The organism is Colwellia sp. MEBiC06753 (assembly GCF_053470325.1).
Window position 1 is genome coordinate 80,153 of record NZ_JBQMTM010000007.1, and the last position, 26,426, is coordinate 106,578.

Genomic DNA, 26,426 nt, shown 5'->3' on the forward strand with positions numbered 1-26,426 from the left:
CTGCCAAAAACATTTAGATTAAAAAGCCGGGTTAGTCCCGGCTTTTTATTGTCAAAAATATAGTTGAGAGATAAGCTATTCTCTGCTTTTTCAACTTAGTTTCACAGCCAAGGAAACTCAGCTTTACCCTAATGTTAATGCTAACAATGTTAATTGATTGTTACTTATAAAGGTTAAATTAATAAAAACCTGTTAATTTTGGTGAAAAAAGCATCAGCTTACTCTAGCCAATCTCATTTATTTTGTTAGACTAGCTGCCTAAAAATAATACTAATAATTATAACAAGAAGAGTTTCCTTGGACGGATCGGATACAACGGAAATAACGTTAGCACAACGTCAACTTCCTAAATTAAAATCACTTCTTAAAAAGTATCGTCAAGTGAAAACAATGCAGGCGAGTTTGCTGCAATTGTCGGAGCTGGCGAGCACGGTTACTGATCTGGATGATTTTTACTGTGCGCTGGTTGATATTATCGACTCGCTACTTACCACTAATAGCGTTCATATCGCGCTTGCCAACAATAACAATTTAGATATTGTTTTTTGCCACAACCCGGTTGAACATCGCTTAGTTGAACACGTTGAATTTACAAATTGGCGTAAAGGCTTGACTGGGCTGGTTTATCTTAATAAAGCGCCTTTGCATTGTGATGCTGCCGAGCGTAAGGCGCTGGCCAAAGCTGAAAAAATCGTATTATATGGCTCTGAATTTATAGATTGGTTAGGTGTGCCGTTAAGGCGTGGTAACCAGGTCATTGGGGTTATAGCCCTCCAAAGTTACGATGAAAACCTTTATTTTGATGACCGAGACTGTCAATTACTGAGTTTTATCGCAGAGCATATTGTGACTGCGATCGATAGGGTAAAAAGCCGAGCATTACTTGAAGACAAGATAGCGCAGCGTACTCGCAAGCTTACCGATGCCAATCGCCGCTTGCAGTTAGAAATAAATGAACGGCAAAAAATCGATAGTGTCCAACAAGTGCTTCTATCAATTTCTGAAAGTGTTGCGACTTCTAAGCAACTAGCGGTGACGTTTGCTCAAGTTCATGAGCATATTGCTAAGCTTATTCCTCTGCAAAATTTATATATTGCTTCTATTACTGAGAACGAAGAAAAGTGCGTTTATCCTTACTACCGCGACAATAACGTTGTGGGGATAGGCGCAGCTAAGCAAGTTGAAAGTTTTGTCGCGCTAGCAATAAAAATAGCTAAACCAATGCTGCTATCAAAGGGAAAATTAACCACTTTGTTAAGTAATGGCAAAAAAGAGCAAGGCACGATTGACTGGTGTGAAGATAAAAAGGGGCATCCACAAACTTGGCTAGCGGCTCCTTTGATGTACCAAGGTAAAGCTATTGGTGTAATTGCTACTCAGCGATTTGATCACGGGTCATTCGAAGAGCGGCATATTGAACTCTTTCGATTTGTCGCTCAACAAATTACTAGCGTAATGGTACGTGAGCGTGACTTAGCTATTGTTGAGCAAAGTAAAGAGTCATTAGAGAAATTAGTTGATGAGCGCACAGAAGCGCTGCAGGCAACTAATTTAAATTTGCGTATGCAAATTGAAGAGCGCAAAAAAGCGGAATCGCAATTATATTTTGAAGCGCACCATGATGCGCTAACGCAATTGCCAAATCGAGCAATGTTTAATGACCGTCTAGAACATGCACTACGCCATATTAAACGCCATGATGAGCATAGCTTTGCCGTACTATTTATAGACTTAGATCGTTTTAAAGTTATCAATGATACGTTAGGCCATCACACGGGTGATGAGTTTCTGAAGGAAATAGCCCGTCGATTATTAAAGTGTGTGCGTGATAATGATGTACTGGCGCGATTGGGCGGCGATGAATTTGTTATTTTGCTTGATTCGTTAAATGCTGTTGATGACATTGAAGAGGTTACTGATAGAATTATTACCGCTATATCTCAGCCATTTGAGATAGATGGACATTGCTTATATTCAAGTGCAAGTATAGGTATTGCGTTATGTAATCCCAACTATCAAGATGCCGGCGAGATATTGCGAGATGCTGATGCTGCAATGTATCAAGCAAAAAGCTTAGGCCGTGGTCGATATGTGTTCTTTGATGACAGCATGCGGGAGCAATTGCTAGCAACCATGACCTTAGAGCAAGAATTGAGAGTAGCAATTAAACAGCAGCAATTTGAATTACATTATCAGCAAATTGCTGATTTGAATTTTTCAGCAACAGTTGGTTTTGAAGCCTTACTTCGTTGGCAACACCCGAAAAAAGGGCTATTAACCCCTAGTGAATTTTTATTCCTTGCTGAAGAAACAGGAATGATTGTCGAAATTGAGCGCTGGATCATTGCCGAAGTTGGACAGCGCTTAAGGTTATGGCAGTCGGAAGACGAATACCAAAATGCACTGATCGCAATTAACCTTTCTGGCCGCTACCTTTCTCAACCCAATCAACTAGCGGAATTAATGGCACAAATTACCGAGCAGCAAATTGAACCGCAACGGTTAATTTTGGAGTTTAATGAGTCAGCATTTCTTCAACACAATGAGCTTGCCCTTAAAGGGTTACGTAAGCTTAAAGAATTTGGTGTTAAACTGGCCTTAGATGATTATGGAGCTGGCATGTCATCGTTTAATTTTTTACACAGTTATCCGTTTGAATTTATTAAACTTGATCGCAGCTTTATCCGCGCTATTGGTTCAAATGAAAAACAACTATCGTTAGTTAAGGCGCTGCAAGAGCTTGGTAATAACTTTGGCTACCGCCTAGTTGCTGAAGGTATTGAAACAGAAGAAGTATTAAACTTATTGCACTCAGTTGGCTGTAACTTTGGTCAAGGTTACCACATAAGTAAACCGGTCAAACTGGCAAATATGGCGACAGCTAATCAAGATAAAGATCAAAGCTGTGCTTAAATTAGCGTAGTTTTTATTGGTGATGTTAGCCATTATCCTAAGTGAATAATCCTGCCAGTCTTACCTTTGCTATTCCACCTTAAAATTAATACCATTTGCTAATGGCTTGGGTATAATAATCACAATTTAGTGATAGGAGTAATTTATGGGTGGGATCAGCATTTGGCAATTAGTAATTATTGCCGTGATCGTGGTTTTATTATTTGGTACTAAGAAGTTACGTAATTTAGGCTCAGATTTAGGTTCAGCAGTTAAGGGCTTTAAAAAAGCGGTTACTGATGAAAATGAGCCGGAAAAATCTACCACTACTGAAGCAGAGTCAATTGCTGACAAGTCAACTGCTGCAGAAACAGAATCTTCAAAAGCTAAAGATCGAGCATAATTTATGTTTGATATTGGCTTTTGGGAATTATTGCTCATTGCCATTATTGGGCTAGTGGTTTTAGGGCCAGAGCGCTTACCGGTAGCTATTCGTACAGTTCGAGATTGGGTTAATGGCATTCGCCAATTTAGCCAGTCTGTGAAAACTGAGCTCAAAGAAGAGCTTAGAATTAACGAGCTGCATGAAAATTTAAAAAAAGCAGAACAAAGCGACTTTAAGAACCTATCGACGGATGTTGCCGATTCTGTGAAAAGCTTAAAAGAAGCTGCTGATATGGTAAATCGACCTTATCAGCAACCGACTCAGGAGTCTTTCGATCAAGCTTTAGCCAGTTCACCAGAGGAAAGCTCAGCAGAAGCTTCTACAACCAAAGAGAATAAATCGGCTAATGACAACCAGCCAAGCTAATTCCACATTATTTGATCATCTTATCGAGCTGCGTAGTCGTTTGTTGAAAGCGGTTGTGAGTGTGCTAGTGGTGTTTTGCTGTTTAGTGTATTTTGCTCAAGACATTTACCAATACTTGGCAGAGCCATTATTAGCAACCATGCCAGAAGGTACGCAGATGATCGCAACCGACGTTGCGTCGCCGTTTTTTGCACCATTTAAACTGACCATAGTGCTGTCAATTTTCTTAGCGATGCCGTTAATTCTTTTTCAAGTTTGGGCCTTTATTGCCCCGGGTTTATACAGCAATGAAAAACGGCTAGTGGCGCCGCTGATGTTTGGCAGCACGTTACTGTTTTATGGTGGCATTAGCTTCGCTTACTTTGTCGTATTTCCACTGGCTTTTTCATTTTTTAACTCAGTTGCTCCTGAAGGCGTTACTATCGCTACCGACATAAGTAGTTATTTAGACTTTGTGCTTAAACTATTTTTTGCCTTTGGCGCAGCATTTGAAATTCCTATTGCCATAATGTTGCTGTGCTGGACTGGTTTTACTAGCCCTGACAACTTGAGAAAAAAGCGCCCATATATTGTTGTTGCTGCGTTTGTTGCCGGGATGTTGTTGACGCCACCGGATGTAATTTCTCAAACATTATTAGCGGTGCCGATGCTAATGTTATTTGAATTAGGGTTAATTTTGGCGTCCTTTTACCACAAAAAAGAACAAGACTCGTCACAAGAGTTAGAGGAAGAGAAGTGAAAAAATATGTATTAATGCTGACCCTTTGTTCATGGTCAGTTTTTGCACAGCAGTCATTAGAAACCGCGTTACTTGCTTGCCAAGGGCAGCAAGATAGCTTGCAACGCCTTGTTTGTTACGACAAGGTTGTTGAGTCGTTAACGGCGAAAACTGCTGATGATGTAACGCTAGAAGCAAAAGAAAGTGTCGGGAAAAATATTCAAGCATCGCCTCAAGTTGAACAAGCTAAAGCGGCTGATATTACGCCGAAAGAAGTACTTACAGAGCCAACTGTTACTCAGCAAGCAGGTTCAGCGCAAGCTATTTTTGGTCAAGAACAAAAGCACATTGATTCCGTTGATGAAGTGGAGTTTGTTGTGAAGTCTGCTAAGCAAAATTTGCGAAAAAAATGGCAGTTTGAGTTTGAAAATGGTCAGCAGTGGGAACAAAAGGATACTGAAAAATTCGTTAAATATGCATCAGGTGATGTAGTTATCATAAAGCGCGGTGTTATGAACGCTTTCTATTTGAAGAAAACAGATACTAACCGCACGATCAGAGTAAAACGAATTAAATAAGAATTAAGCGTGATAGATATCGGGGTAAACCTTACTAGCAAGCGATTTGATAATGACCGTCAGCAAGTAGTCGACGATGCATTAGCTCATGGTCTTACGCACTTGCTGGTTACTGGAACAAGTGTAGAGGAAAGTCAGCAAGCACTGGCTTGTGCCCAAACATATCCGCAAGTAATTTCTTGCACTGCTGGTGTCCATCCTCATTATGCCGATAATGTCGCCGACGATTATATTGAACAGCTCACGCGTTTGGCTAAGCATAGCCAAGTAAAAGCGATAGGCGAATGTGGCTTGGATTTCAATCGAAACTTTTCTAAACCCGAGCAACAAATAAAGGTTTTTAAGCAACAAGTGGCATTAGCGGCAGAGCTAAATTTGCCGCTGTTTTTACATCAACGTGATGCTTTTGAGCCTTGGTTAGCAATTTTATCTGATTATATTTCAGCTGTGCCGGCAATGGTCTCGCATTGCTTTACTGGCAATGAAGACGAGCTGCAGCAATGTCTTAATGCGGGAATGTATATTGGCATAACAGGCTGGGTTTGTGATGAACGTCGTGGCGCTGAGTTACAGCAAGCGGTAAAAGCGCTACCACTTGAGCGTTTGATGATTGAAACAGATGCGCCATATTTAACTCCTCGCACAATTAGACCTCGACCTAAAAGTAGTCGCAATGAGCCTAAATACTTACCTTATGTTGTTGAAAAAATTGCTGAATTAAAAAAAGTTTCTGTTGAAGAGGTTATTCAAAGCAGCACCAATAACGCTAAAAAGGTGTTTATGCTATGACGCCAACTCGAAGCCTGAGCATATTGATTACCCTGCTTATGTTAACCTGGTTGAGCTTACCTGCCAGTGCTAACGCTTATTATGTTCCTGCGCATAAAGTTAATACGAATAATCAAATTCAATTATTGTCGGTAATGGCTTTTTCATCACCATTAGCTGATGATATCTCTCCTGCTAATGTCTTAGTACAGACTGATGAAAATTGGCAGGCAACTTCGCAAAAACAACAGTTGTTCCTGCATAAAGGTATTAATTGGTTTAAGGCATCGATATACAACCCTGGAAACAATTCACTATCTGCGTATTTACTATTAGGAAATAAAGCGGATGTGCGCTCGGTAAATGTGTTTATGCCAGACGCTTTCAGTGGTTTAACGCATCTGTTTGCTAAGCTTCAGCCAAATAATCGTTGGGCAACTGAGTTGTTGCTTGATTCTCATGATGCAAAAACCATTTATATTGAAATTAACAGCGATATAGATACCAGCATTCCATTTGATGTTACTGATACACAGAGCTTTGTTTCAACAATAAGTACCAATCAATATCAAACCGGTTTTGTCACTGGTGGCTTAATATTTATTGCGGTTATTTTCTTCTTACTCTATTTCGCTGCAAAAGACGCTACGTTACTGTTTTTATCTGCCTATTTTATATTTAGAGCGTTATTGTTATCGGTACAACAAGGCAGTCATTTATTTTATTTATTTCCTGAGCAACCAGAATTACGAGGTATAGAACTATCGATTTATGCCTCAGCTTCGGTTATTTGTTATCTGTGGTTTACAGCTTATTTATTCCGCTTAAAAACCAAAATGCCTAGGGCTATTTTAGCGTTTAGGTTAGTAAGCCTAGTGTTTGTTGTGTTTATTGTGGCTAGTTTCTTTATGCCAGCAAGCATAAGTTCCTTAGCTATTGGCGTTATGTCGCTCGGCCTATTTTTCATGCTGGCATTGTACGGTTTATATCTGCACCAACAGAAAATTCGAATCGCTTTCTTGTATTTTGTCACTATGTCAATTCAGGTGCTGTTTACCGTAAGCTTGTTTGCTGGCGTTTATTTTGGCTTGGCACTATTTAAACAAACGCTATTGATAATGAATTTATCGTTTACCTTTAATGCCATTTTGGTGGTGTTGCTTATTTGTCGTCAGTATTACTATCAGTTAACCGATAAGCATCATGCGCAGAAACAGGCATTACTTAATGCGGTAGCGTCAAAAAACGCCAATGAGAAACTACTAAAAGTTCAAACAGAAGCACAAGAAGAGCTTGAACAGCGAGTTCAGGAACGCACCTTAGAGCTTAATATCGCGCTTAATGAGTTGGAAATACTTAACCAAGAACTTGAGCAAAAAAATACGATAGATGAACTTACTGGCCTTTATAATCGTCGTTTTTACGATCAGCGACTGTTGGCCGAATATCGCCGTAGCAAACGTAATTTAACGCCACTTAGCTTAGTTGTAGTGGATTTAGACTATTTCAAACAAGTTAACGATACCTATGGTCACTTGGCTGGAGATCAGTGTTTAAGTTGGCTAGCGCAACACATTAAACAGAGTTTAAAACGTAGTACTGATATTGGCTGTCGTTATGGCGGCGAAGAGTTTTGTTTAATTCTACCAGACACTGAGCTTGCTGGCGCTGTTGCGCTGGCGGAAGAGCTTCGCAAGTCAATTGAATCATTTGATTTTATTTACCAAGATCAGCATATTTCGCTTACGACCAGTTGCGGAGTTACAACCTATCTGCAACAAGATAATATCGAACCTTCTCATATCTTTTTTGCTGCAGACAAAGCCTTATACCGCGCTAAGCGCAATGGCCGTAATCAGGTGCAAACCCAAGAAATATCTGCTGAACTATTACTAAAGGAACATTCTGATGACTAATGCTTTTGGTCAGTACCCAGCTCGTCGCATGCGACGTATGCGTAAAGATGATTTTTCTCGTCGTTTAATGGCTGAAAACCAACTGACAGTTAATGACTTAATCTATCCGGTATTTATCTTGCCAGGTGAAAACCAACGACAAACGGTCGACTCTATGCCTGGTGTTGAGCGTAAAAGTATTGATTTATTGCTTGAAGAGGCCGAAGAGCTAGTTGCATTGGGAATTCCTGCTATTGCCATATTTCCTGTAACACCAGCAGAGCATAAGTCGCTGATGGCTGAAGAAGCCTACAATCCTGACGGCTTAGCGCAACAAGCTGTACGTGCAGTTAAAGCTAAATTTCCTGAGTTAGGGGTTATTACCGATGTTGCGTTGGATCCATTTACCACTCATGGTCAAGATGGCATTATTGATGACGATGGTTATGTACTTAATGAAGTCACCAAAGATATTTTAGTCAAACAAGCGCTATCTCATGCCGCTGCCGGTGCCGATATTGTTGCACCATCCGATATGATGGATGGTCGTGTTGGCGCTATTCGTGAAGCATTAGAAGCCGAAAGCTATGTCAATACGCGTATTTTGGCTTATTCGGCAAAATATGCGTCTAACTATTATGGTCCATTCCGCGATGCAGTTGGCTCAAGCGGCAACTTAAAAGGTGGCAATAAATATACCTATCAGATGGATCCGGCCAATAGTGATGAAGCACTACATGAAATTGCTCAAGATATTGCTGAAGGTGCTGATATGGTGATGGTGAAACCTGGTATGCCGTATTTAGATATTGTTCGTCGAGTTAAAGATAACTTTGCTGTGCCTACCTATGCTTACCAAGTAAGTGGTGAGTACGCAATGCATATGGCGGCGATTCAAAATGGTTGGCTGGCAGAAAAACCTTGTGTGATGGAAGGTTTACTCGCGTTTAAGCGTGCAGGGGCTGATGGCATCTTAACTTATTTTGCGAAACAAGTAGCTCGCTGGCTTAAGGAAGCGTAATAAGTGCCGGCTAGTCGGCTGACAGCAGTAGCGGCATTACATGGTGCCGTTATGCTGTTTGCCTTAGCTGGGCTATTTGCTAAATGGTTACCGTTATCTGCCTTTGAGCTTGTTCTTGGCCGCACCGGCTTTGCATCACTGACCCTAGTTATTTTTCTTAGCTTATACCAACGATCTGCTTTAAAAATTTCATTAAAAAGTTTCGAGCTATTGATCGTTACTGCGGCAATTCTTTTAGTACATTGGTTGAGTTTCTTTGCTGCTATCCAATATTCTTCCGTCGCCTTTGGCCTATTTATTTTTGCTAGTTTCCCTATTTTCTCTTTGCTGATTGAAAGTTGCGCCACGCGCCGTTGGCCAAGAGCCAAAGAGTTGCTTCAAGTAATCGTTATTGGCCTTGGTATTGCCTTGATCGCTTCAAGTTTAGATTTAACCACAAATTTATTGGCGCTATTTATCGGTTTAAGTTCGGCATTTACTTTTGCGTTGTTGCTGCATTTAAATCAAACGTTAGTTAAAAGCAATGCCGCCACCACAATCGCTTGTTATCAAAATAGCTTTGCGTTTTTCATTGCCTTACCGTTTGCGGTGTTTTGGGTTGATCAGCAAGCGCTTGTGGGTACATTACCTGAACTGGCGATATTGGGTGTTTTGTTGACTGCTTTTGCCCATAGCTTGTTAAATAATGCGTTAACAAAGTTAACGGCATTCGTTGTTAGTTTAGCGGTGTGCTTAGAGCCAATTTATGGTGCGATTGCCGCGCTGTTGATGTTAGCAGAGCAGCCCAATTTGTCGTTAATTGTTGGTGGCGCCTGTATATTGGCGGTTAATATTTATCAGGCTTTTGATTCACGCCGCTAGCAACTAATTTGCAGGGCTAATGATAGGCTGGCTAAGTGTTGATTTTCTTGCATTAACTCATCAGCGATTAGCGGGTGTTGTTCTATCCAAGTTGCGGGCAAACATAACTTAATGGTATTGCCATCAATAGACGATTGATAATCTGGCAATACTTCATCCTTTCGGCGTCGACATAAAATTACTGCCAACCTAAATATCGCTAGCAATTTAGCCGCTGTCACTTGGTCGGTAATAGCCATACTAGAAAGCGCTTCCGGTTCGATGTCACCTTTGTATAAATTAACTAAAGTAACAATAAGCTGGCGTTCGGTTTGATCATAACCTGGTAAATCGGCATTCTGAATAATGTAAGCGCCGTGGCGTTGGTGGTATTTAAACGACAGTAACAGCCCTACTTCATGTAATTTACAGGCAGCAAAAAGCATCTGCTTCAAATTTTCATCGCTCAGTTGCCAGTCGGCTGCTAAATCATCGTATAGACGCTGTGCTTGATGTTTAACGCGGTCGGCATGAGCTTCGTCAATATGAAAGCGTTCAACGAGCGAGTGAATCGTACGTTCTCGAATATTTACTTTTCGCATATCTGGCAACATCTCATAAAGTAAACCTTCACGAAGCGCGCCACCAGAAAGCTGTAAACTTTGGATATTAAAGCTTTGATAAAGTCCAATTAAAATAGCAAGACCACTGGCAAAAACAGGTGTCCTTTCGCTGGTTAAACCGGCAATTTTAATTGAATCAAATTGTTCAAACTGCAGTAGCTGCTGTTTAATTTCCTGTAAGAATTCATAAGTAATGATTGCCGGTCTGTGGTTATAAACCAATATTTCCGCTAGCGCTTGCATTGTGCCTGATCCGCCAAGCACTGTTTGCCAACCAAACGTTTCATAAGTAGCTAAATAGGGCAATAATTGAGATTTAGCTTGCGCAATAGCTTGATCAAACTGTTTGGCTGAAAGTTTACCATTGGTAAAATATTGCTGATTAAAGGTGACACAGCCCATGTTTAAGCTGATCGCTTGATGTATGGTAAAGTGCTCACCAATCACCACTTCAGTGCTGGCACCGCCAATATCTAGCACTAGGCGCTTAGCACCGCACTCACTGGTGTGGGCTACGCCCAAATAAATACGCTCAGCTTCTTCAATACCTGATAACAACACTACTGGCTGCTTTAATATCAGTTGTGCTTTCGCTAAAAATTCATCAGCATTTTGCGCAATTCGCAAAGTGGCGGTAGCAACAATGCGAATATTCTCCGGCGCGATATCTTGCAAGCGCTCGGCAAAAAAACTCAAACACTCTAAACCACGAGACATGGCATCAGTTGATAATCGGTTGTGCTCATCTAATCCAGAAGCAAGGCGTACTTTTCGTTTTACTTTGTCTACCGTTTGTACGCCATCGGCGACCAAACGGGTGATTAACATATGAAAACTGTTCGACCCTAAGTCAATAACCGCATAAAGCGGATTGGCGTGGCTGACTTGATGAGCTGGCATAAATTATCTTCGATTGTGGTTTCTGCTTCGTTGTCCGGCATTTTGTGGACGATGACGTCGTTGTTTTGGCTTAGGTTTAGGTAAGTCAGTTAACAAGGCGTCGGGATCATATTTACTCACCGGTAGTGCATGACCGATATATTCTTCGATTGCCGGCAAGTTAAAAACGTAGTCTTCACAAGCTAAACTGATGGCGTGGCCAGTTGCACCTGCGCGTCCTGTACGACCAATGCGATGTACGTAATCTTCAAAGTCGTCAGGTAAATCGTAGTTGAATACGTGAGTAACGGCTGGAATATGTAAGCCACGGGCGGCAACATCGGTAGCGACTAAGATATCAAGCACGCCTTGCGTAAATTGCTCTAATATTTTTAGGCGTTTTTTCTGCGGAACATCACCCGTTAATAAACCAACACGAATTTGATCTGCGTCTAAATGTTGGAATATTTTTTCGCACGTATGCTTAGTATTGGCAAAAACAATGGCTTTTTCTGGCCACTCTTCTTCAATAAGTGTTTGCAGTAGCGCCATTTTATCGCTGTTTGATGGGTAAAATAGCTCTTCAGAAATACGAGTATTTGTTTTCTGCTCTGGCTCAATTTCAACACTTACCGGCTCATTCATGTGCTCGAATGCCAGCTCTTTTACGCGGAATGAAAGTGTCGCCGAAAATAGCATGTTTAAGCGTTCAGTAGCCGCAGGCATTTTTCTGAACATGTAGCGAATGTCTTTGATAAAGCCTAAATCGAACATGCGATCCGCTTCATCAAGCACCACAACTTCAATTTGGCTAAGCTGGTAAATACCTTGTTTAAAGTAATCAATTAAGCGACCACAGGTACCAATTAAAATATCTACGCCCTGTTCGAGTTCTTGGCGTTGAGATTCATAACCTTCGCCCCCATATACTAAACCAAGACGCAATCCGGTACTTTTTGCCATGGCAACGGCATCATTATGGATTTGAACCGCTAGCTCCCGAGTTGGTGCCATAATTAAAGCGCGAGGTTGATTGTGCTCTGGTGCAGGTTTTTGCAGCAGGTGGTGGAAAGTTGCTGATAAAAAAGCAATAGTTTTCCCTTCCCCTGTCTGTGCTTGGCCTGCAATGTCTTTGCCTTCAAGCAATACGGGTAAAGATTTAGCTTGTATATTGGTACAGAATTGAAAGCCCATAGCTTCCAAGCCGTTCACTACTTGCGGAGCAAGTCCAAGGTCGGCGAACTTGGTTTCAGTTAAATGTGTTTTTTTCATCCAGCAAGCTTAACAGGTTATCATGCGTTACAAAACGATTGATAGCGATGAAATTACATAAAAATAGCGTTTAATTGCCAAACAGTAATAAATTGCACTTAGTATAATAAAAAACTCTATTGAATTGTTCGCATTAACGTGCGAGACGGGTATACTCTTGCTCGTATAACGAGCAAGGTTTTGACTAACGGAGAAAGAAATGAGCGATAAAATACTTCAGCTTACAGACGACAGTTTTGAAGCGGATGTAATTAATGCATCTGGCTTAGTATTAGTTGATTTTTGGGCTGAGTGGTGTGGCCCATGTAAAATGATTGCGCCACTACTTGATGATATTGCTAATGAATATGAAGGCCAAGTAACGGTTGGTAAATTAAACATTGACCAAAATGCCGGTACACCACCAAAGTATGGTATTCGGGGTATCCCAACATTGTTATTGTTTAAAGATGGTAATGTTGCTGACACTAAAGTAGGTGCATTATCAAAAACTCAATTAAAAGAGTTTATTGATAACAACTTATAATAAAAGCCCGGTTTATACCGGGTTTTTTGCGTATAAAAGACGAAAATTCAGGTGCTTTGTTGATAATAGCGCTTGAGTTGCTTTACCTTAGCAATATTTAATGCTAACTTTAGCCTGTATTAGAAAAAACTTACCCAAACCCTATTCTTTAATGCCAGCTCACCTTGCTGGTACACATAACAAATTTTAAATAGTCTAAGAACACCTACTATGAATCTTACTGAACTTAAACAAAAGTCTATAAGCGAATTGGTTGCCCTAGCCGAGTCAATGAAACTAGACAACCTAGCGCGTAACCGTAAACAAGACATTATTTTTGCTATATTAAAAGCTCACGCGAAAAGCGGTGAAGATATTTTTGGTAGTGGTGTTTTAGAAATTTTACAAGATGGCTTTGGCTTCTTACGCTCGGCAGACTCTTCTTATTTAGCCGGTCCTGATGATATTTATGTATCACCAAGCCAAATTCGTCGATTTAGCTTACGAACGGGCGATACGATTCAAGGTAAAATTCGTCCGCCTAAAGATGGTGAACGTTATTTTGCCCTACTAAAAGTTAATGAAGTTAATTTTGACCGCCCTGAAAACTCTCGCAATAAAATCCTTTTTGAAAACTTAACGCCTATTCATGCTAACGAACGTTTAGTTATGGAGCGCGGTAATGGTTCAACAGAAGATATTACTGCGCGTGTTTTAGACTTAGCAGCGCCAATCGGTAAAGGCCAGCGTGGTTTGATTGTTGCACCGCCAAAAGCGGGTAAAACCTTATTACTTCAAAATATTGCTCAGAGTATTGCCCACAATCACCCTGACTGTGAATTAATGGTATTACTGATCGATGAGCGTCCGGAAGAAGTTACAGAGATGCAGCGCTTAGTTAAAGGTGAAGTGGTCGCATCAACCTTTGATGAACCAGCAAGTCGCCATGTGCAAGTGGCTGAAATGGTGATTGAAAAAGCTAAACGTTTAACCGAACATAAGAAAGATGTTGTTATCTTACTTGACTCAATTACTCGTTTAGCGCGTGCTTACAATACGGTTATCCCATCGTCAGGTAAAATCTTAACGGGTGGTGTTGATGCCAATGCTTTACACCGTCCAAAACGTTTCTTTGGTGCCGCACGTAATATTGAAGAAGGCGGTAGCTTAACCATTATTGCAACTGCGTTAATTGAAACTGGTTCAAAAATGGATGAAGTTATTTACGAAGAATTTAAAGGTACTGGTAATATGGAATTACACCTTTCTCGTAAAATTGCTGAAAAACGCGTATTCCCAGCTATTCATTTTAATCGCAGTGGTACACGTCGTGAAGAGCTACTTACTAAGCCAGATGAATTACAAAAAATGTGGATATTACGTAAGATCGTCCATGAAATGGGTGAAATTGATGCCATGGAATTCTTAATTGATAAATTAGCCATGACTAAAACTAATGATGAATTCTTTGATTCAATGAAACGCAAATAACCGCGTTAGCACCGTTTAAGAGTTATTAAAAAGCTGACATTATTGTCAGCTTTTTTTATCGAATTTTTACAGTCTTTTCTTATTGTTAGCTTATTTTTGTTTAGTATAAATACCGTCAAACAATAGTTGCCAGCTTTGGCCATTATCTTTGCTGACTTGCCAAACTTGATTCACTTTACCATCTGTTAATTGCTGCCAGCTGATCTGGTTTAATAAAGAGTTGCCTTCAGCGTCCTGCGTAGTTCCCGTTAATACCATTTTACCACTAGAAAATTTACCCTCTAATTGAAGCAGTAGCCCAGTATTGTCAATCCAGGTTTGGTGCCACAGTTGCCGCTGTTTGTCATAGATATTCAGGCTTTTGCCGACATATCCTGATGGTGTTTGATACTCTTCTAATATGCCGCAGCCGTTATTAATCGCACTGATTTTACTTTGACTAATTTGATTATTGCTGTGATTTGTTACCGTCCATTGCCCTAACCAAAAATCAAATTGGCGATACTCCGCTAATGAGCAACTAGAAGTTGCAGATGCGCTAATTGAGATAAAATAGACTAAACTTAAGATTAACCGAAACATGTTTACGTACATAAAGGACTCCTTTGGCGGGCTTTTGAAACAAGTTGTTAACAAATCCGTAAAATTAACTTTCCCTTAAATTAACTTAGGCTGAACAATTTTTATACGACTTTTTGACAAAACTAGTGTAGACTGCGCGCCTTTTTATCTATTCGCTGTATTTATGGAGGGGAATTGGACTTGAATCGCTGTTTGTTTTTGAGCCTAGTATTGTTATTTGTCTGCAGTTTAACGCAAGCTAAACCGATAACAGTGCGCGTTGTTACTGAGGATGCCTATCCACTTCAATATATGGAAGATGGTCAACTTGTTGGCCCAGCATTCAAATTAGTTGAGCAAGTGCTTACTGAAGCGAATATTGATTATTACGTTGAGGTTGTGCCTTGGGCTCGAGCGTATTCAATTGCAGAGACTCAACCTAATACCTTAATTTTTTCTATTGCTCGCACGCCGGCAAGAGAGTCGCTATTTAATTGGATAGGGACACTAATGACGCTGGAATATTACTATTATGGCTTGGCAGAAAAATTTAAAGAAAAGCAGTATGTAGAAGCAGACTTTAAAGATATGCGCATAGGCACAGTAAATAAAAGCGCAACTTATCAATACCTTAAAAATCAACAACACCCAAAACTTTATCCGGTAGCTAGTGCTAAACAGAATTTTGAAAAGTTACTTTCCCATCGTATAGATGTTTTTCCAGGTAATATTACTAGTTTTAAAGTGTCGTGTACTCAGTTCAACGTGGACTGTTCACTAATAAAGCGCTTAGCGCCACTAGGCTTACCACCGACTCAATTATATTTTGCCATGAGTAAAAGTACCTCGAATGAAGTAGTTGAGCGTATTAAGCAAGCATATCAAGCAATCAATAATAAAGATGTCGTAGATGACGCACTAAAGCCGATGTTGGCCTGGGTTGAACGCTAGCTATATATTCTTGGCGCGGCACGTTATAATGTCGCCATCATTTACCGCTATTAATCAATATGAAATACAGCGATTTACGCGACTTTATCAAGCAGCTTGAACAGCTTGGGCAGCTTAAACGTATCAGCCAGCCAATATCAACCGATTTGGTAATGACGGAAATTAGCGATCGCGTTTTGCGTGCAGGCGGCCCAGCATTACTATTTGAAAATCCTGAAGGCCATGATATCCCAGTACTAACTAATTTATTTGGTACGCCTGAACGCGTTGCGCTGGCAATGGGACAAACCGATGTTAATGCGCTACGTGAGGTGGGAAAGCTACTGGCAACGTTAAAAGAACCTGAACCGCCCAAAGGTTTTAAAGATGCGCTTGATAAATTACCGCTGTATAAGCAAGTGCTAAATATGCCGACCAAGGTGCTTAAAAAAGCGCCGTGTCAGGAAATTGTTTGGTCGGGTGACGAGGTTGACTTAACCAAATTACCAATTCAAAAATGTTGGCCTGACGATGTTGCTCCTTTAATTACTTGGGGACTAACCATTACCCGAGGACCTCATAAAGAGCGTCAGAATTTAGGTATTTATCGTCAGCAATTGCTAGGCAGAAACAAATTAATTATGCGTTGGTTATCACATCGTGGTGGCGCCATTGATTTTCAGGAATTTAAGAAAGCCAACCCGAGAGAAAATTACCCAGTTTCTGTGGCGCTAGGCGCTGATCCAGCCACTATTTTAGGGGCAGTAACACCAGTGCCAGATACTTTATCTGAATATGCGTTTGCAGGTCTGTTACGAGGTTCAAAAACTGAGGTCATTAAAAGCATAAGTAATAATTTGGAAGTGCCCGCTTCAGCCGAAATTGTGCTGGAAGGCTATATTGCACCAGATGAAACGGCGCCAGAAGGACCTTATGGTGATCACACTGGCTACTACAATGAAGTAGATGAATTTCCGGTATTTACCGTTACTCATGTCACTATGCGGGAAAAGCCTATTTATCACAGCACTTATACAGGTCGTCCGCCTGATGAGCCGGCGATTTTGGGTGTGGCATTAAATGAAGTGTTTGTGCCGATTTTACAAAAGCAGTTTCCAGAAATTGTTGATTTTTATTTGCCACCTGAAGGTTGTTCATACCGCATGGCGGTAGTGACCATGAAAAAGCAGTATCCGGGTCATGCAAAACGAGTGATGATGGGGGTTTGGTCATTCTTACGTCAGTTTATGTACACTAAATTTGTTATTGTCTGTGATGATGACGTTAATGCTCGTGACTGGAAAGACGTGATCTGGGCGATTACCACGCGTATGGATCCAAGTAGAGACACGCTATTGGTCGATAATACCCCAATAGATTATCTGGATTTTGCTTCGCCAGTATCAGGCCTAGGTTCAAAAATGGGGATGGATGCCACCAATAAATGGCCAGGAGAAACTGATAGGGAATGGGGACTACCGATTGTTATGGACGAGCAGGTAAAACAACAAGTTGATGAGTTATGGCAAGAATTGGCGATTTTTGAGTCTGAAAGCTCAAAATAACGCTAAAAAGTGAGCTGTAATTTAACGTATTGAAATAAAGAGAAATAACTAGATGAATATTGTCGAATGTCGGGTTGAACAATTAACTAAATTGACGCCTTTTGTTTATAAAGTGCTATTAAAACCAGCGCAAAAAGTGTCGTTTAAACCTGGCCAATATTTAAATTTGATCATGGCGGAAGATGATAAACGCGCTTTTTCAATTGCCAGTGCGCCTCATCAAGACTTGATTGAGTTACAAATTGGTGCGTTCGGTGAAGATAGCTATGCAATGCAAGCTATAGAGCGCCTACAAAATAGTGATTCGGTAACGGTAGAAATTCCGCTTGGTAATGCTTACTTAAGAGAAGAAAGCCAACGTCCATTATTATTACTGGCGGGTGGTACAGGATTTTCTTACATCAAATCTATGTTTGAACATTTAGCGCACCATAACAGTACCAGACCGTTAATTGTTTACTGGGGATTGCGAACACAAGAAGCATGTTACGAGCTTGAACAAACTAAAGCGTTAATTGAGTCTATGCCTCACGCTAGCTTTATTCCTGTGTTAGAACAAGCAGACGCGGCATGGCAAGGGAAAGTTGGATTAGTGCATCAAGTCGCAATGAAAGATATTGTGAGTTTTGAGCCGTACGATATTTATTTGGCGGGTCGTTTTGATATGGTTGGCATTGTTCGTACCGACTTTGTTGAACATGGTGCAGATTTAAATCATATGTATGCAGACGCGTTCGCGTTTATCTAAACCATACAGTACTGTCCAGAGCAAACGTTAGTGATTTGCTCTGGATATCTCGTCAACAATTACAACCTTGTTTCGACCACTCTCTTTTGCCTGATACATGCATTCATCCGCTTTTTTCACCCATACCAGTAAATTTTCTGAAAATTCGGCATCAGCGATAATTGCGCCAAAGCTTGCGCTGGTATGGAAGCGTTGCTGGTGTTCGTCGGTAAAAATCGCTTCTTCAATTCGAACGCGCAGCAGTTCAAGCTTATTAGAGAGCGCGGCAACGGTAATATAGGGAGCGATGATCAAAAACTCTTCGCCACCAAAGCGCACTACTTTATCGGTTTCACGACTAAACTCTTCTTTAATTAATTGCGCGATCCGCTTTAACACTTTGTCACCCATTAAATGGCCGTAGTTATCATTGAGTCGTTTAAAGTGATCTAAATCCAGCATAATAACTGCCATTAATGCCAAATTACGTTGCGCGGCTTTTTGAATGTTAGGGAAGTTATTATCTAGAAAACGGCGGTTATACACTTCAGTTAAGCCATCTTTAAGCGCCAAAGCTTCAAGTTTTTTGTTGAGATCTTTGAGTTCTTGGGTGCGATAATGCACCTCCTCTTCTAAATGATGACGATGCTCTTTGACTACTCTTTTCTCTGATTTTAATTGCTCATAAAGCTGATCAATTTCCAGCGCAGCATCTGCGGCTAAAGGCGCAAAATTTTTAATAACATCTTTATCAAATTTATTCATTTGCTTAACAATGTCATCCAGCGGTAAGGTGATTCGTTGACCAAAGCGATAAGCTATCAAAGCAGTAATTAATAAAGTAATCAGCAAGGTGATTAAAATCACCATATACTCTCGTTCTATTTCTTTAATGGTTAAGTTGTAATCGGTTAGTGCGTAGACCGACCAACCATCAACGGTGCTGGACTTAGCAAAGCTAAATTGATAGTTAGGAAGTTTCTCTAGTACTAAGCGGTTTGGGCGCTCAATATCATCAACCTCCTGATATTGGAAATTTTCCATGGCGCCATAATTTAATGATGGATGTGCGAAAATAATATTGCTGTTATTGTCTGTAACAACTAATTTGATTTGTTCATCACCAAGTTGCGCATTACTGAGGTTGCCAATAAAGTCCAGCGTTACTGAGCCTTCAACCACGCCGATCAGTTGCTGGTTATTTACTGGGCTAAAGATGGGGGAGCTAATAGCAAATATGATTGCTTGACCAAAGCCTCTTCCGATAAATACAGGGGAAACATAAAGGCTTTTGGTGGCAATTGCTTGTTGAAAATAGTCGCGATCACTCACCGAACCGACATCTGAATCTTCTAGCATTTCTAGTGGTGTAGCATTGGTGATTGAGCCGTCCAAATCTACTGTGATCATGGTGGAAAATTCATCATAGTTTTGATGAATTAATTTTATTGTACTTTGCCAAGTGGACGGCGGTACTTCAGACAACCAACTGGCTGCGATTGATACCGCATGCTTTTGACTATCAATATAAATATTGATTAGTTCACTAAATTTCTCAGCGCGATCTTCTAACGTTGTTTTAATGATACTTTGTGATGAAGTAATTAAGCCGCGACTAATGAATAATGTAGCGGCAGGTAAGGCCAAACATATCATTAGTACCATAGCGTAGTTTAATTGATTTCTTAATTTCGTTTTAATAACCGGCTGTTGATTCCAGCTAAATCGCCACTTTTTGCCTAGCACAAACACCACTAAACAGCCTAGGGACGTGTATAACGCGGCATTTAGTCCTTGTTTTAAACTAATAAATAACCAATTCACTGTTGCTTGGTCGGAGTTTAACCAAATAATGAGCGCAGTGATTGGCATACCAATAATCACCCAATAGCCGATATCGGCAAACAGTACATAAATGCCTTTAGATCGGAGATGGGCAATAATTAGCGCTTCAAGGCTAAAAGTAATAAAGCCAAAGGGGTGACCCCAAACAAAGTAAAGTGGTGTTACGGCAATGAGTGCCGTTAATAGGGTTAAGGCAGGACGTAAACACATGGCCGCCATAATGATCAGGGCATTGCCAAAAATAAGCTTTACTTCAGGTAGAAAAGGTATGGCAAAACAGTTTATGAATGCTCCAATTAACCCCAATAATACCGCACAAGCAAGTGGATAGCGTTGCGATGGTGCAGTTGATTGAGGTGGGGCATGTTTTTGCATACAACTAGCTCATTAGTAATATTTCTGCTGCTTGTTGATACTTACCTTGAGCATTTAACGCTAAGGCTAGTCCTTTTTTGTCTTTATTTGAACGCTGCTTACTATTTAGCGCACTAAAAGCACGTTCTGCTAATGGCCATTGTTTGTCGGCATTGGCTAAATGGCCAAGGCAGCTTAACCAAAAACTATCATGTTGATCGTGGTGTAAGTGTTTCTGTACCGCAGAAATAAGTGCTTCGGTATGAGTAAGAGGTAAGCCTTTAGCGTAGTCAATAAACGGGTGATTATGGCCTTTGGTAAAAATAGGCAATAGTAATTTGGTTAGCGGCTCAATAATATTTTGCTCAGCCAGCACTCGACAATATTCTGCTAAAACTATTTCATCTTGTTTGATTTTGCGTGCTAACGACTGCCAATATTCGTGCAACGCTTGGTTGCTATGGTTAGCGACTAATTGTGTAAACTCACCATAGTAAGCTTGTTGTTTCCAACTTGCGATTTGTTCGGTGCTTATGTCTTTGGCTTTTTGCGCTTTTGGCAAGTAACCAATAGCATTAGCAAAACGTTTTTCAGCAATACTTACCTTTATCTCTTGAGCTAACAAACGATTGTCTTGCCCTATGTAGCTATGGTGCTGATTTAATATTGCTCGTGCTTTGGCTAGGTTATTTTGCGTAATAAGAATGTCTATGGTGACTAGTACACTTTCTAAGCCTTTATTTTTTAGTGACTCACCATGATGTTCAAGTAGCTGTATATAACGCTCGACATGGGGAGTTAACTCTTGGTGTTGAGCAGCTTTTGCCGCGATAAGGTAAGCGGTCGATTGTTGCTCAGCAGGCTCTGCTGATTTTGCTAGTAAATGCTCAGCTTGCTGATAATCACCTAATAAGTATGCGGCCACCCCTTTTTGGTAATCTCGCTGACCACGGCGCTTACTGGCAAAAGCTATTTTGTGCCAGGTACCAAAACCAAATCGGATACCACCTTTGATCAGTTTTAGCGTCAGTAGTATGGCAAAGAACAATATAATCAGAAATAAGCCGGCGGTAACGACGGTAGACTCAATGGTTAAATCGCCCATAGCGATAAGAATATAGCCTTTTTCACCGATTAAAACTGGGCTGATGGCTACCGCAGCAAAAAACAAAATAATTAAAATAATCGTTTTAAGCATATTAGATTACCCCGCTATCGCTTTCAGCCTCAGTGTTAACTTTTGGCTGTTTTTCACTAGGTAATAGCTCGCTAGGTAATTGTTCTCTGGGTAAATTTGTATCTGGCAAAGCTTGTGGTTGTTCTTGCTGCTTAACTCTCTGCTTAATCACAAGATTAATGGCTTTTAGAGACGCTAATTCACGCGGCAAGCTTAAGGCAACAATTTCGGTTTTTAATTGCTCGATAGCTTGAATAAACTGCCCAGTGGCTGGGCTTGCTAAATCGAAATATTCATTAAGCCAGTTTTGTACTGCTGTTAGCGAAGCTAAATATAAATCGCGATTATGCTTAGTGGCTGCCCATTGAGCCAACTGTAATTTTAGCTGTAAATTTTGGCGTAAATTTTGTTGAGCATTTGGAGTTAGTAAGGCTTCAACATTACCGGTGCGACGCTTAACCGTGATAAAGTCAGCTAAAAACTTGCGCCAGGTTTTTGCTAAATTTTCCTGCCAGTCATCGGTGCTATCGGATAATTCGGTGCTGACTTCAGTTTCGGTATCATCAGGTAAATGGGCTAATGAAATGGGCAGATCGTTAATTTTACTGCTTAATGCCATTAACTTTAAAATCACATCTTCAGTTGCTAGTTCAGGTAATAACTGCAAGCCTTCAATATCTTGATTGATGATTTGTCGCACGTCCAAATAGGCAGGGTTATTTAATTCTTTTAGCCTAGCATCAGCATCTTTTAATAAGGCAATGGCACTGGCCGCGTCTTTTTCTAACCACATAGTTCGAGCAGCAACGCGAATTAAATATTCAGCTTCTTTAACTTGCCAACTGGTGGACTCTATTTGCTGCAGCGATGCGGTAATTGCTTTTAATTCATCAAGTTGAATTTGAACTGGTGCGACAGAGTTTGCCGCAGCATTATTGGCAAGCTCGTTAGCCTTAGCTTGTGCTTTGGCTAACATGCTTTGCTCTTTTAGTGTGAGTAACTGCTGAATTTGTTGTTCATTTTCAACTAACTGCAGTGCATTGCGTTCAGCCAAATTGTTAATTAAAGCATTATGTAATTGTTGTTGCCAAAAATATGCTGCGACTAAGCCGCCAATAGCGATAAATGCACATAATAGTGCGAATACGGCAGTTTTTGAAATAGGTGTTTTTGACATAGATGTTGGAGTCGTTTGGCCTTGAGTACGATCTTGAGCGGCTGCCGATTTTGGTTTTGTCTTTGCGCCGGTTTTAGTACTGGTGTTTGCGCTGGCTTTTTCTTGTTTTTTTTCAGCGTTAGTTTCGGTATTAGTTTCAGTGTTGCTTTCAACGTTAGTTTCGGCAACGTCAGAAGCGCTTTTCTGATCTAGCGGCGTTGTAGCCAATGGCGCTTTCGCATTTTCATCGGGTGTTGTCGGCGTATTTTTATTTGTCATCTATCAATTCCAATTTATTCAACGCATTGAGAATGGCTTGATCGCTCGCCCCGTAAGTGCAAACGACATTTTTCAGCCCTAATTGCTTGGCACTTTCAGCTATTCGCTGGCTGGCAACTAACCATAAGCATGTGTTTTGCCAGAATTTATCGCCATCTTTGATTAATTGTACAACGCTTTTAAGTAAAGCGTTACTGGTAATAATAATGGTGTTAATTTGCTTAGCTTGCCAGTGCTCGGCAATATTGGCGGGTAAGGTTAGCCAATGGCGCTGATAGCTTTCAAAGTAATGAACATTAGCGCCGCGCGCTGATAACTGCTCAGCAATGAGTTCGCGACCACCATCGCCACGGATAATAATGCAATCTTTGCCACTCACTTGTTCCAGTTCAGGTAGTGCAAGTAAGCCCTCGCTATCATGTTGTTGTGGCGAAAATGCATGTACACCAAGATCATTAAGCGCATGTTTAGTGGCATCACCCACGGCGATAATTGAATTAGTCTGCCAGCTGGAAATTGGTATCAATTTGTTGGCAAAGGTCACTGCTGCTTTGCTAACAAAAATCAGGATAGGATTGCTGGTATTTGCCAAAAGCTTGGCTAAGTCCTCGGCATTTTGCCGCGGTTGATAGTCAAACATTGGCTGGCAAATGGTAGTGAAACCAAGAGCAGTTAGCTTGGTAGCTAAAATCTCGGCCTGCGGTTGCGGCCGAGTAATAAGAAACGCAGGCTTAGTCGCCATAAACCTGCGTTAAAATACGTTTGGCACCTAAACCTAGTAAGGTATCAGCGAGCTTTTCGCCGAGTTGTTGATAGTCGGTTGTTGAGCCGGTGATATCGCTTTCAATAATTTCACTGCCGTCAACAGCGCCAACAAGACCGCGTAAATACAATTGGTCACCATCAAGAATGGCATAACTGCCAATCGGTACCTGACAGCCACCTTGTAGGGCTTTATTCATTGCTCGTTCGGCCAGCACGCGAACACGTGTTTCGGCACATTCTAATGGCGCTAATAGCTGTTTGATGGTGTCATCATCGGTGCGGCATTCAATACCAACCGCACCTTGGCCGTTGGCTGGCAGCATTTGCTCAGGCTCTATATAGGCTTTAATTCGCTCTGGCATTTCAAGGCGAATTAGCCCTGCTGCTGCCAGAATAATCGCGTCATATTCACCGTTATCTAATTTAGCCAAACGGGTATTTACATTGCCGCGTAAATCGCGAATGTCTAGATCTGGGCGTTGTGATTTTAGCTGACATTGACGACGCAAACTTGAAGTGCCAACAATTGCTCCTTGCGGCAGTGCATCTAGGTTGTCAAAATTATTGGAAACAAAGGCATCACGTGGGTCTTCACGTGGGCAAATCACTTCCAAACCTAAACCTTCCGGAAATTCCACGGGTACATCTTTCATTGAATGCACGGCAATATCTGCGCGATTTTCTAACATCGCCACTTCTAATTCTTTAACAAACAAGCCCTTGCCACCAACTTTGGCTAATGGCGTATCTAAAATAATATCGCCCTTTGTGGTCATAGGGACTAATTCAACGTTAATGTCAGGGTGAAAGTGTTCTAATTGCGCTTTAACGTATTCAGCTTGCCATAACGCCAAAGCACTTTTACGGGTAGCAATTCTTACTGTAGTCATGAATATTCTCTTAAGGCTGGCGTTACGGTTGAGTTAATGTGATTGCGGTTTCCGCTTGTGTGCTAACGGCATCTGATAAAAACTGCCAGAATTCACCGCCACCACGCTTGTCCATCCAAACATCATCTTCAAGGGAAAAATGATGGCCATTAAATTTAGTCGCTACCCAAATTTCGTGTAATGGCGCCTGCTTATTAATAATAATTTTGCTGCCGTTTTTAAAAGTAAGGGTAAGCATACCGCTGACGCCTTCGTAATCAATGTCGGTTCCGCAATCTTCAATTGCTTCTTCAACGGCAAGTATTAATTCATCAGCGATAAAATTATATTGGCTATCGTTCATTTATTTGTCCTAGAAATGATAAGACTTGTATTTGTTGATGTGCATGTGCGTATAATACCAGTCACATACCGTAATACCAGACAATAACGGTAATTTTGTCCTGAATCTTAGTGGCTTATTAATAAAAATGAAGACAATTTTTTCGAAACTGCTTATTTGCCTTTTCAGCCTATGTTTTATTATCAGTTGTGGTCTTAAGGGGCCTCTTTATCAAACGCCTGAACAACAAGCTCCGGCAGATGAAGCTTCAACAACGCAAGCGCAAGGAGATAATTAATGGATTATTTTAATTATCAACAAGATGCATTGTTTGCCGAACAGTGTGATGTCACCGAATTAGCCAAACAATATGGCACGCCATGTTATGTTTATTCACGTGCAACCATTGAGCGCCATTGGCATGCGTTTGATAACGCTGCCGGTGATTTACCGCATTTAGTGTGTTATGCAGTAAAAGCTAACAGTAATTTAGCCGTATTAAATGTCATGGCGCGCTTAGGTTCAGGCTTTGATATTGTCTCTAAAGGTGAATTAGCGCGAGTGATTGCCGCTGGTGGCGATCCAGCAAAAGTAGTATTTTCGGGAGTGGGTAAAACTTCTGATGAAATAGCCTATGCTCTTGATCAAGGTATTTACTGTTTTAATATTGAATCGGCCTCTGAACTTGATCGCATCAACCGTGTTGCCGGTGAAAAAGGCATGATTGCGCCAGTATCATTTCGGGTTAATCCTGATGTTGACGCTGGAACTCACCCTTATATTTCTACTGGCTTAAAAGAAAATAAATTTGGTATCGGTATTGATGAAGCGCCAAAGCTTTATCAATATGCTGCAACGCTGGCGAATATCAGTATCAAAGGTGTTGATTGCCATATTGGTTCGCAGCTTACGGCGGTGAAGCCATTTCTTGATGCCTTAGATCGGGTATTATTGCTAGTTGATCGACTAAAAGAACAAGGCATCGAGCTTTCGCATATTGATGTGGGTGGCGGCTTAGGCGTTTGTTATAACGACGAACAACCGCCGCATCCCAATGAATACGCCAAAGCGATTGCGGAAAAAATTGCCGGTTATAATATTACGTTAATTTATGAGCCAGGCCGAGCGATTATGGCTAACGCGGGTATTTTGGTGACCGAAGTTGAGTTTTTAAAAACCAACCAAGATAAGCATTTTGCCATAGTTGATGCGGCGATGAATGATTTAATTCGACCGTCACTTTATCAAGCGTGGCAAAATATTATCCCGGTGAATAAGCGCAATGATGTTGAGGCACAATCTTACGATATCGTTGGCCCTATTTGTGAAACAGGAGATTTTCTTGGTAAAGATCGCTTGCTGCAAATTAAAGAAGGTGACTTATTAGCGGTTAGGTCGTCAGGTGCCTATGGCTTTACCATGAGTTCAAACTATAATAGCCGCCCTCGTGTCGCGGAAGTGATGGTTGATGGTCAGCAAAGTGTTTTAGTGCGTGAACGGGAAACCATTGAGCAGTTATGGCAAGGTGAGCATTTATTGCCTTAAATTGGTCGCCATAAATA

At 40.9% G+C, this 26,426-nt stretch carries 24 protein-coding genes; 15 read left to right on the top strand and 9 right to left on the bottom strand.

What is annotated here, in order from left to right; translation table 11 throughout:
- Positions 1 to 297: 297 nt before the first annotated feature.
- The 9 genes from ACOB82_RS07590 (at position 298) to ACOB82_RS07630 (ending at position 9,544) form a co-directional block, all read left to right on the top strand.
- Positions 298 to 2,913 (top strand): EAL domain-containing protein, encoded by a 2,616-nt coding sequence (locus tag ACOB82_RS07590; protein WP_448212363.1) that lies wholly within the window; start codon positions 298 to 300, stop codon positions 2,911 to 2,913.
- Positions 2,914 to 3,058: 145 nt separating this feature from the next.
- Positions 3,059 to 3,295, top strand: a complete 237-nt coding sequence (gene tatA, locus ACOB82_RS07595; RefSeq protein WP_448212364.1) for a Sec-independent protein translocase subunit TatA — start codon at positions 3,059 to 3,061, stop codon at positions 3,293 to 3,295.
- 3 nt (positions 3,296 to 3,298) lie between these two features.
- Entirely contained in the window at positions 3,299 to 3,703 is a 405-nt protein-coding gene (gene tatB / locus ACOB82_RS07600; protein ID WP_448212365.1) for a Sec-independent protein translocase protein TatB, read from the top strand.
- On the top strand, positions 3,684 to 4,442 hold the full coding sequence (gene tatC, locus ACOB82_RS07605) for a twin-arginine translocase subunit TatC (protein WP_448212366.1): 759 nt from the start codon (positions 3,684 to 3,686) through the stop codon (positions 4,440 to 4,442). Before tatB ends, tatC begins: the two co-directional genes overlap by 20 nt.
- A complete protein-coding gene (locus ACOB82_RS07610) occupies positions 4,439 to 4,999 on the top strand; it encodes a hypothetical protein (protein ID WP_448212368.1) in 561 nt (186 codons plus the stop codon). The genes tatC and ACOB82_RS07610 overlap by 4 nt, the downstream gene beginning before the upstream one ends.
- Positions 5,000 to 5,008: 9 nt before the next feature.
- Positions 5,009 to 5,788: a TatD family hydrolase gene (locus ACOB82_RS07615; RefSeq protein ID WP_448212370.1), complete on the top strand. Its 780-nt coding sequence runs from the start codon at positions 5,009 to 5,011 to the stop codon at positions 5,786 to 5,788.
- A complete protein-coding gene (locus tag ACOB82_RS07620) occupies positions 5,785 to 7,683 on the top strand; it encodes a sensor domain-containing diguanylate cyclase (protein WP_448212371.1) in 1,899 nt (632 codons plus the stop codon). The genes ACOB82_RS07615 and ACOB82_RS07620 overlap by 4 nt, the downstream gene beginning before the upstream one ends.
- Complete coding sequence (hemB, locus tag ACOB82_RS07625; protein ID WP_448212372.1) at positions 7,676 to 8,683, top strand: porphobilinogen synthase; 1,008 nt, start codon at positions 7,676 to 7,678, stop codon at positions 8,681 to 8,683. The genes ACOB82_RS07620 and hemB overlap by 8 nt, the downstream gene beginning before the upstream one ends.
- Before the next feature lie 3 nt (positions 8,684 to 8,686).
- Positions 8,687 to 9,544, top strand: coding sequence for an EamA family transporter (locus ACOB82_RS07630; protein WP_448212373.1), 858 nt, complete (start codon positions 8,687 to 8,689; stop codon positions 9,542 to 9,544).
- On the opposite strand, the gene ACOB82_RS07635 is transcribed toward ACOB82_RS07630, so the two are convergent.
- Together ACOB82_RS07635 and rhlB are read right to left on the bottom strand one after the other, a co-directional pair.
- The gene (locus ACOB82_RS07635) at positions 9,541 to 11,046 is read right to left on the bottom strand and encodes a Ppx/GppA phosphatase family protein (protein WP_448212374.1); all 1,506 of its coding nucleotides are present in this window, start codon (positions 11,044 to 11,046) and stop codon (positions 9,541 to 9,543) included. The two genes, ACOB82_RS07630 and ACOB82_RS07635, sit on opposite strands and share 4 nt — an antisense overlap.
- 3 nt (positions 11,047 to 11,049) lie before the next feature.
- Positions 11,050 to 12,297, bottom strand: a complete 1,248-nt coding sequence (rhlB, locus tag ACOB82_RS07640) for an ATP-dependent RNA helicase RhlB (RefSeq protein ID WP_448212375.1) — start codon at positions 12,295 to 12,297, stop codon at positions 11,050 to 11,052.
- A 199-nt stretch (positions 12,298 to 12,496) separates the two neighbouring features.
- On the opposite strand from rhlB, the gene trxA reads away from it, so the two are divergent.
- Together trxA and rho are read left to right on the top strand one after the other, a co-directional pair.
- Positions 12,497 to 12,823 (top strand): thioredoxin TrxA, encoded by a 327-nt coding sequence (gene trxA / locus ACOB82_RS07645; RefSeq protein ID WP_448212376.1) that lies wholly within the window; start codon positions 12,497 to 12,499, stop codon positions 12,821 to 12,823.
- Between the two features lie 210 nt (positions 12,824 to 13,033).
- Positions 13,034 to 14,293, top strand: coding sequence for a transcription termination factor Rho (rho, locus tag ACOB82_RS07650; protein ID WP_448212377.1), 1,260 nt, complete (start codon positions 13,034 to 13,036; stop codon positions 14,291 to 14,293).
- 90 nt (positions 14,294 to 14,383) lie between these two features.
- On the opposite strand, the gene ACOB82_RS07655 is transcribed toward rho, so the two are convergent.
- Positions 14,384 to 14,887, bottom strand: a complete 504-nt coding sequence (locus tag ACOB82_RS07655; RefSeq protein WP_448212378.1) for a hypothetical protein — start codon at positions 14,885 to 14,887, stop codon at positions 14,384 to 14,386.
- A gap of 168 nt (positions 14,888 to 15,055) precedes the next feature.
- Here ACOB82_RS07655 and ACOB82_RS07660 point away from each other — a divergent pair, with 168 nt between their 5' ends.
- Genes ACOB82_RS07660 through fre form a run of 3 tightly spaced genes read left to right on the top strand, consistent with a single transcriptional unit; the run spans position 15,056 to position 18,097 of the window.
- A complete protein-coding gene (locus ACOB82_RS07660; protein WP_448212379.1) occupies positions 15,056 to 15,805 on the top strand; it encodes a substrate-binding periplasmic protein in 750 nt (249 codons plus the stop codon).
- Positions 15,806 to 15,864: 59 nt separating this feature from the next.
- Positions 15,865 to 17,349, top strand: a complete 1,485-nt coding sequence (gene ubiD / locus ACOB82_RS07665; protein WP_448212380.1) for a 4-hydroxy-3-polyprenylbenzoate decarboxylase — start codon at positions 15,865 to 15,867, stop codon at positions 17,347 to 17,349.
- A gap of 52 nt (positions 17,350 to 17,401) precedes the next feature.
- Positions 17,402 to 18,097, top strand: coding sequence for an NAD(P)H-flavin reductase (fre, locus tag ACOB82_RS07670; RefSeq protein ID WP_448212381.1), 696 nt, complete (start codon positions 17,402 to 17,404; stop codon positions 18,095 to 18,097).
- A 27-nt stretch (positions 18,098 to 18,124) separates the two neighbouring features.
- Here fre and ACOB82_RS07675 read toward each other — a convergent pair whose 3' ends face one another.
- The 6 genes from ACOB82_RS07675 to cyaY are packed head-to-tail and all read right to left on the bottom strand — an operon-like array spanning position 18,125 to position 24,885.
- Complete coding sequence (locus ACOB82_RS07675) at positions 18,125 to 20,296, bottom strand: sensor domain-containing diguanylate cyclase (RefSeq protein WP_448212382.1); 2,172 nt, start codon at positions 20,294 to 20,296, stop codon at positions 18,125 to 18,127.
- 4 nt (positions 20,297 to 20,300) lie between these two features.
- On the bottom strand, positions 20,301 to 21,473 hold the full coding sequence (locus ACOB82_RS07680; RefSeq protein ID WP_448212383.1) for a heme biosynthesis HemY N-terminal domain-containing protein: 1,173 nt from the start codon (positions 21,471 to 21,473) through the stop codon (positions 20,301 to 20,303).
- Between the two features lies 1 nt (position 21,474).
- The gene (locus tag ACOB82_RS07685) at positions 21,475 to 22,887 is read right to left on the bottom strand and encodes a uroporphyrinogen-III C-methyltransferase (protein WP_448212384.1); all 1,413 of its coding nucleotides are present in this window, start codon (positions 22,885 to 22,887) and stop codon (positions 21,475 to 21,477) included.
- A complete protein-coding gene (locus ACOB82_RS07690; RefSeq protein WP_448212385.1) occupies positions 22,877 to 23,629 on the bottom strand; it encodes a uroporphyrinogen-III synthase in 753 nt (250 codons plus the stop codon). Before ACOB82_RS07690 ends, ACOB82_RS07685 begins: the two co-directional genes overlap by 11 nt.
- Entirely contained in the window at positions 23,619 to 24,542 is a 924-nt protein-coding gene (gene hemC, locus ACOB82_RS07695) for a hydroxymethylbilane synthase (protein WP_448212386.1), read from the bottom strand. Before hemC ends, ACOB82_RS07690 begins: the two co-directional genes overlap by 11 nt.
- A 22-nt stretch (positions 24,543 to 24,564) precedes the next feature.
- Complete coding sequence (gene cyaY / locus ACOB82_RS07700; RefSeq protein WP_448212387.1) at positions 24,565 to 24,885, bottom strand: iron donor protein CyaY; 321 nt, start codon at positions 24,883 to 24,885, stop codon at positions 24,565 to 24,567.
- Positions 24,886 to 25,161: 276 nt separating this feature from the next.
- On the opposite strand from cyaY, the gene lysA reads away from it, so the two are divergent.
- Positions 25,162 to 26,409 (top strand): diaminopimelate decarboxylase, encoded by a 1,248-nt coding sequence (lysA, locus tag ACOB82_RS07705; RefSeq protein WP_448212389.1) that lies wholly within the window; start codon positions 25,162 to 25,164, stop codon positions 26,407 to 26,409.
- The last annotated feature ends 17 nt before the right edge of the window (positions 26,410 to 26,426 follow it).

What these genes read in the sequence shown, in the direction of transcription:
- fre (WP_448212381.1), top strand. Translation starts at nt 17,402, where the DNA reads ATGAATATTGTCGAATGTCGGGTTGAACAATTAACTAAATTGACGCCT.
- tatA (WP_448212364.1), top strand. Translation starts at nt 3,059, where the DNA reads ATGGGTGGGATCAGCATTTGGCAATTAGTAATTATTGCCGTGATCGTG.
- cyaY (WP_448212387.1), bottom strand. Translation starts at nt 24,885, where the DNA reads ATGAACGATAGCCAATATAATTTTATCGCTGATGAATTAATACTTGCC.
- ACOB82_RS07655 (WP_448212378.1), bottom strand. Translation starts at nt 14,887, where the DNA reads ATGTACGTAAACATGTTTCGGTTAATCTTAAGTTTAGTCTATTTTATC.
- hemC (WP_448212386.1), bottom strand. Translation starts at nt 24,542, where the DNA reads ATGACTACAGTAAGAATTGCTACCCGTAAAAGTGCTTTGGCGTTATGG.
- ACOB82_RS07635 (WP_448212374.1), bottom strand. Translation starts at nt 11,046, where the DNA reads ATGCCAGCTCATCAAGTCAGCCACGCCAATCCGCTTTATGCGGTTATT.
- ACOB82_RS07620 (WP_448212371.1), top strand. Translation starts at nt 5,785, where the DNA reads ATGACGCCAACTCGAAGCCTGAGCATATTGATTACCCTGCTTATGTTA.
- ACOB82_RS07685 (WP_448212384.1), bottom strand. Translation starts at nt 22,887, where the DNA reads ATGACAAATAAAAATACGCCGACAACACCCGATGAAAATGCGAAAGCG.
- lysA (WP_448212389.1), top strand. Translation starts at nt 25,162, where the DNA reads ATGGATTATTTTAATTATCAACAAGATGCATTGTTTGCCGAACAGTGT.
- rhlB (WP_448212375.1), bottom strand. Translation starts at nt 12,297, where the DNA reads ATGAAAAAAACACATTTAACTGAAACCAAGTTCGCCGACCTTGGACTT.
- ACOB82_RS07675 (WP_448212382.1), bottom strand. Translation starts at nt 20,296, where the DNA reads ATGCAAAAACATGCCCCACCTCAATCAACTGCACCATCGCAACGCTAT.
- ACOB82_RS07690 (WP_448212385.1), bottom strand. Translation starts at nt 23,629, where the DNA reads ATGGCGACTAAGCCTGCGTTTCTTATTACTCGGCCGCAACCGCAGGCC.
- ACOB82_RS07680 (WP_448212383.1), bottom strand. Translation starts at nt 21,473, where the DNA reads ATGCTTAAAACGATTATTTTAATTATTTTGTTTTTTGCTGCGGTAGCC.
- hemB (WP_448212372.1), top strand. Translation starts at nt 7,676, where the DNA reads ATGACTAATGCTTTTGGTCAGTACCCAGCTCGTCGCATGCGACGTATG.
- tatC (WP_448212366.1), top strand. Translation starts at nt 3,684, where the DNA reads ATGACAACCAGCCAAGCTAATTCCACATTATTTGATCATCTTATCGAG.
- tatB (WP_448212365.1), top strand. Translation starts at nt 3,299, where the DNA reads ATGTTTGATATTGGCTTTTGGGAATTATTGCTCATTGCCATTATTGGG.
- rho (WP_448212377.1), top strand. Translation starts at nt 13,034, where the DNA reads ATGAATCTTACTGAACTTAAACAAAAGTCTATAAGCGAATTGGTTGCC.
- ubiD (WP_448212380.1), top strand. Translation starts at nt 15,865, where the DNA reads ATGAAATACAGCGATTTACGCGACTTTATCAAGCAGCTTGAACAGCTT.
- trxA (WP_448212376.1), top strand. Translation starts at nt 12,497, where the DNA reads ATGAGCGATAAAATACTTCAGCTTACAGACGACAGTTTTGAAGCGGAT.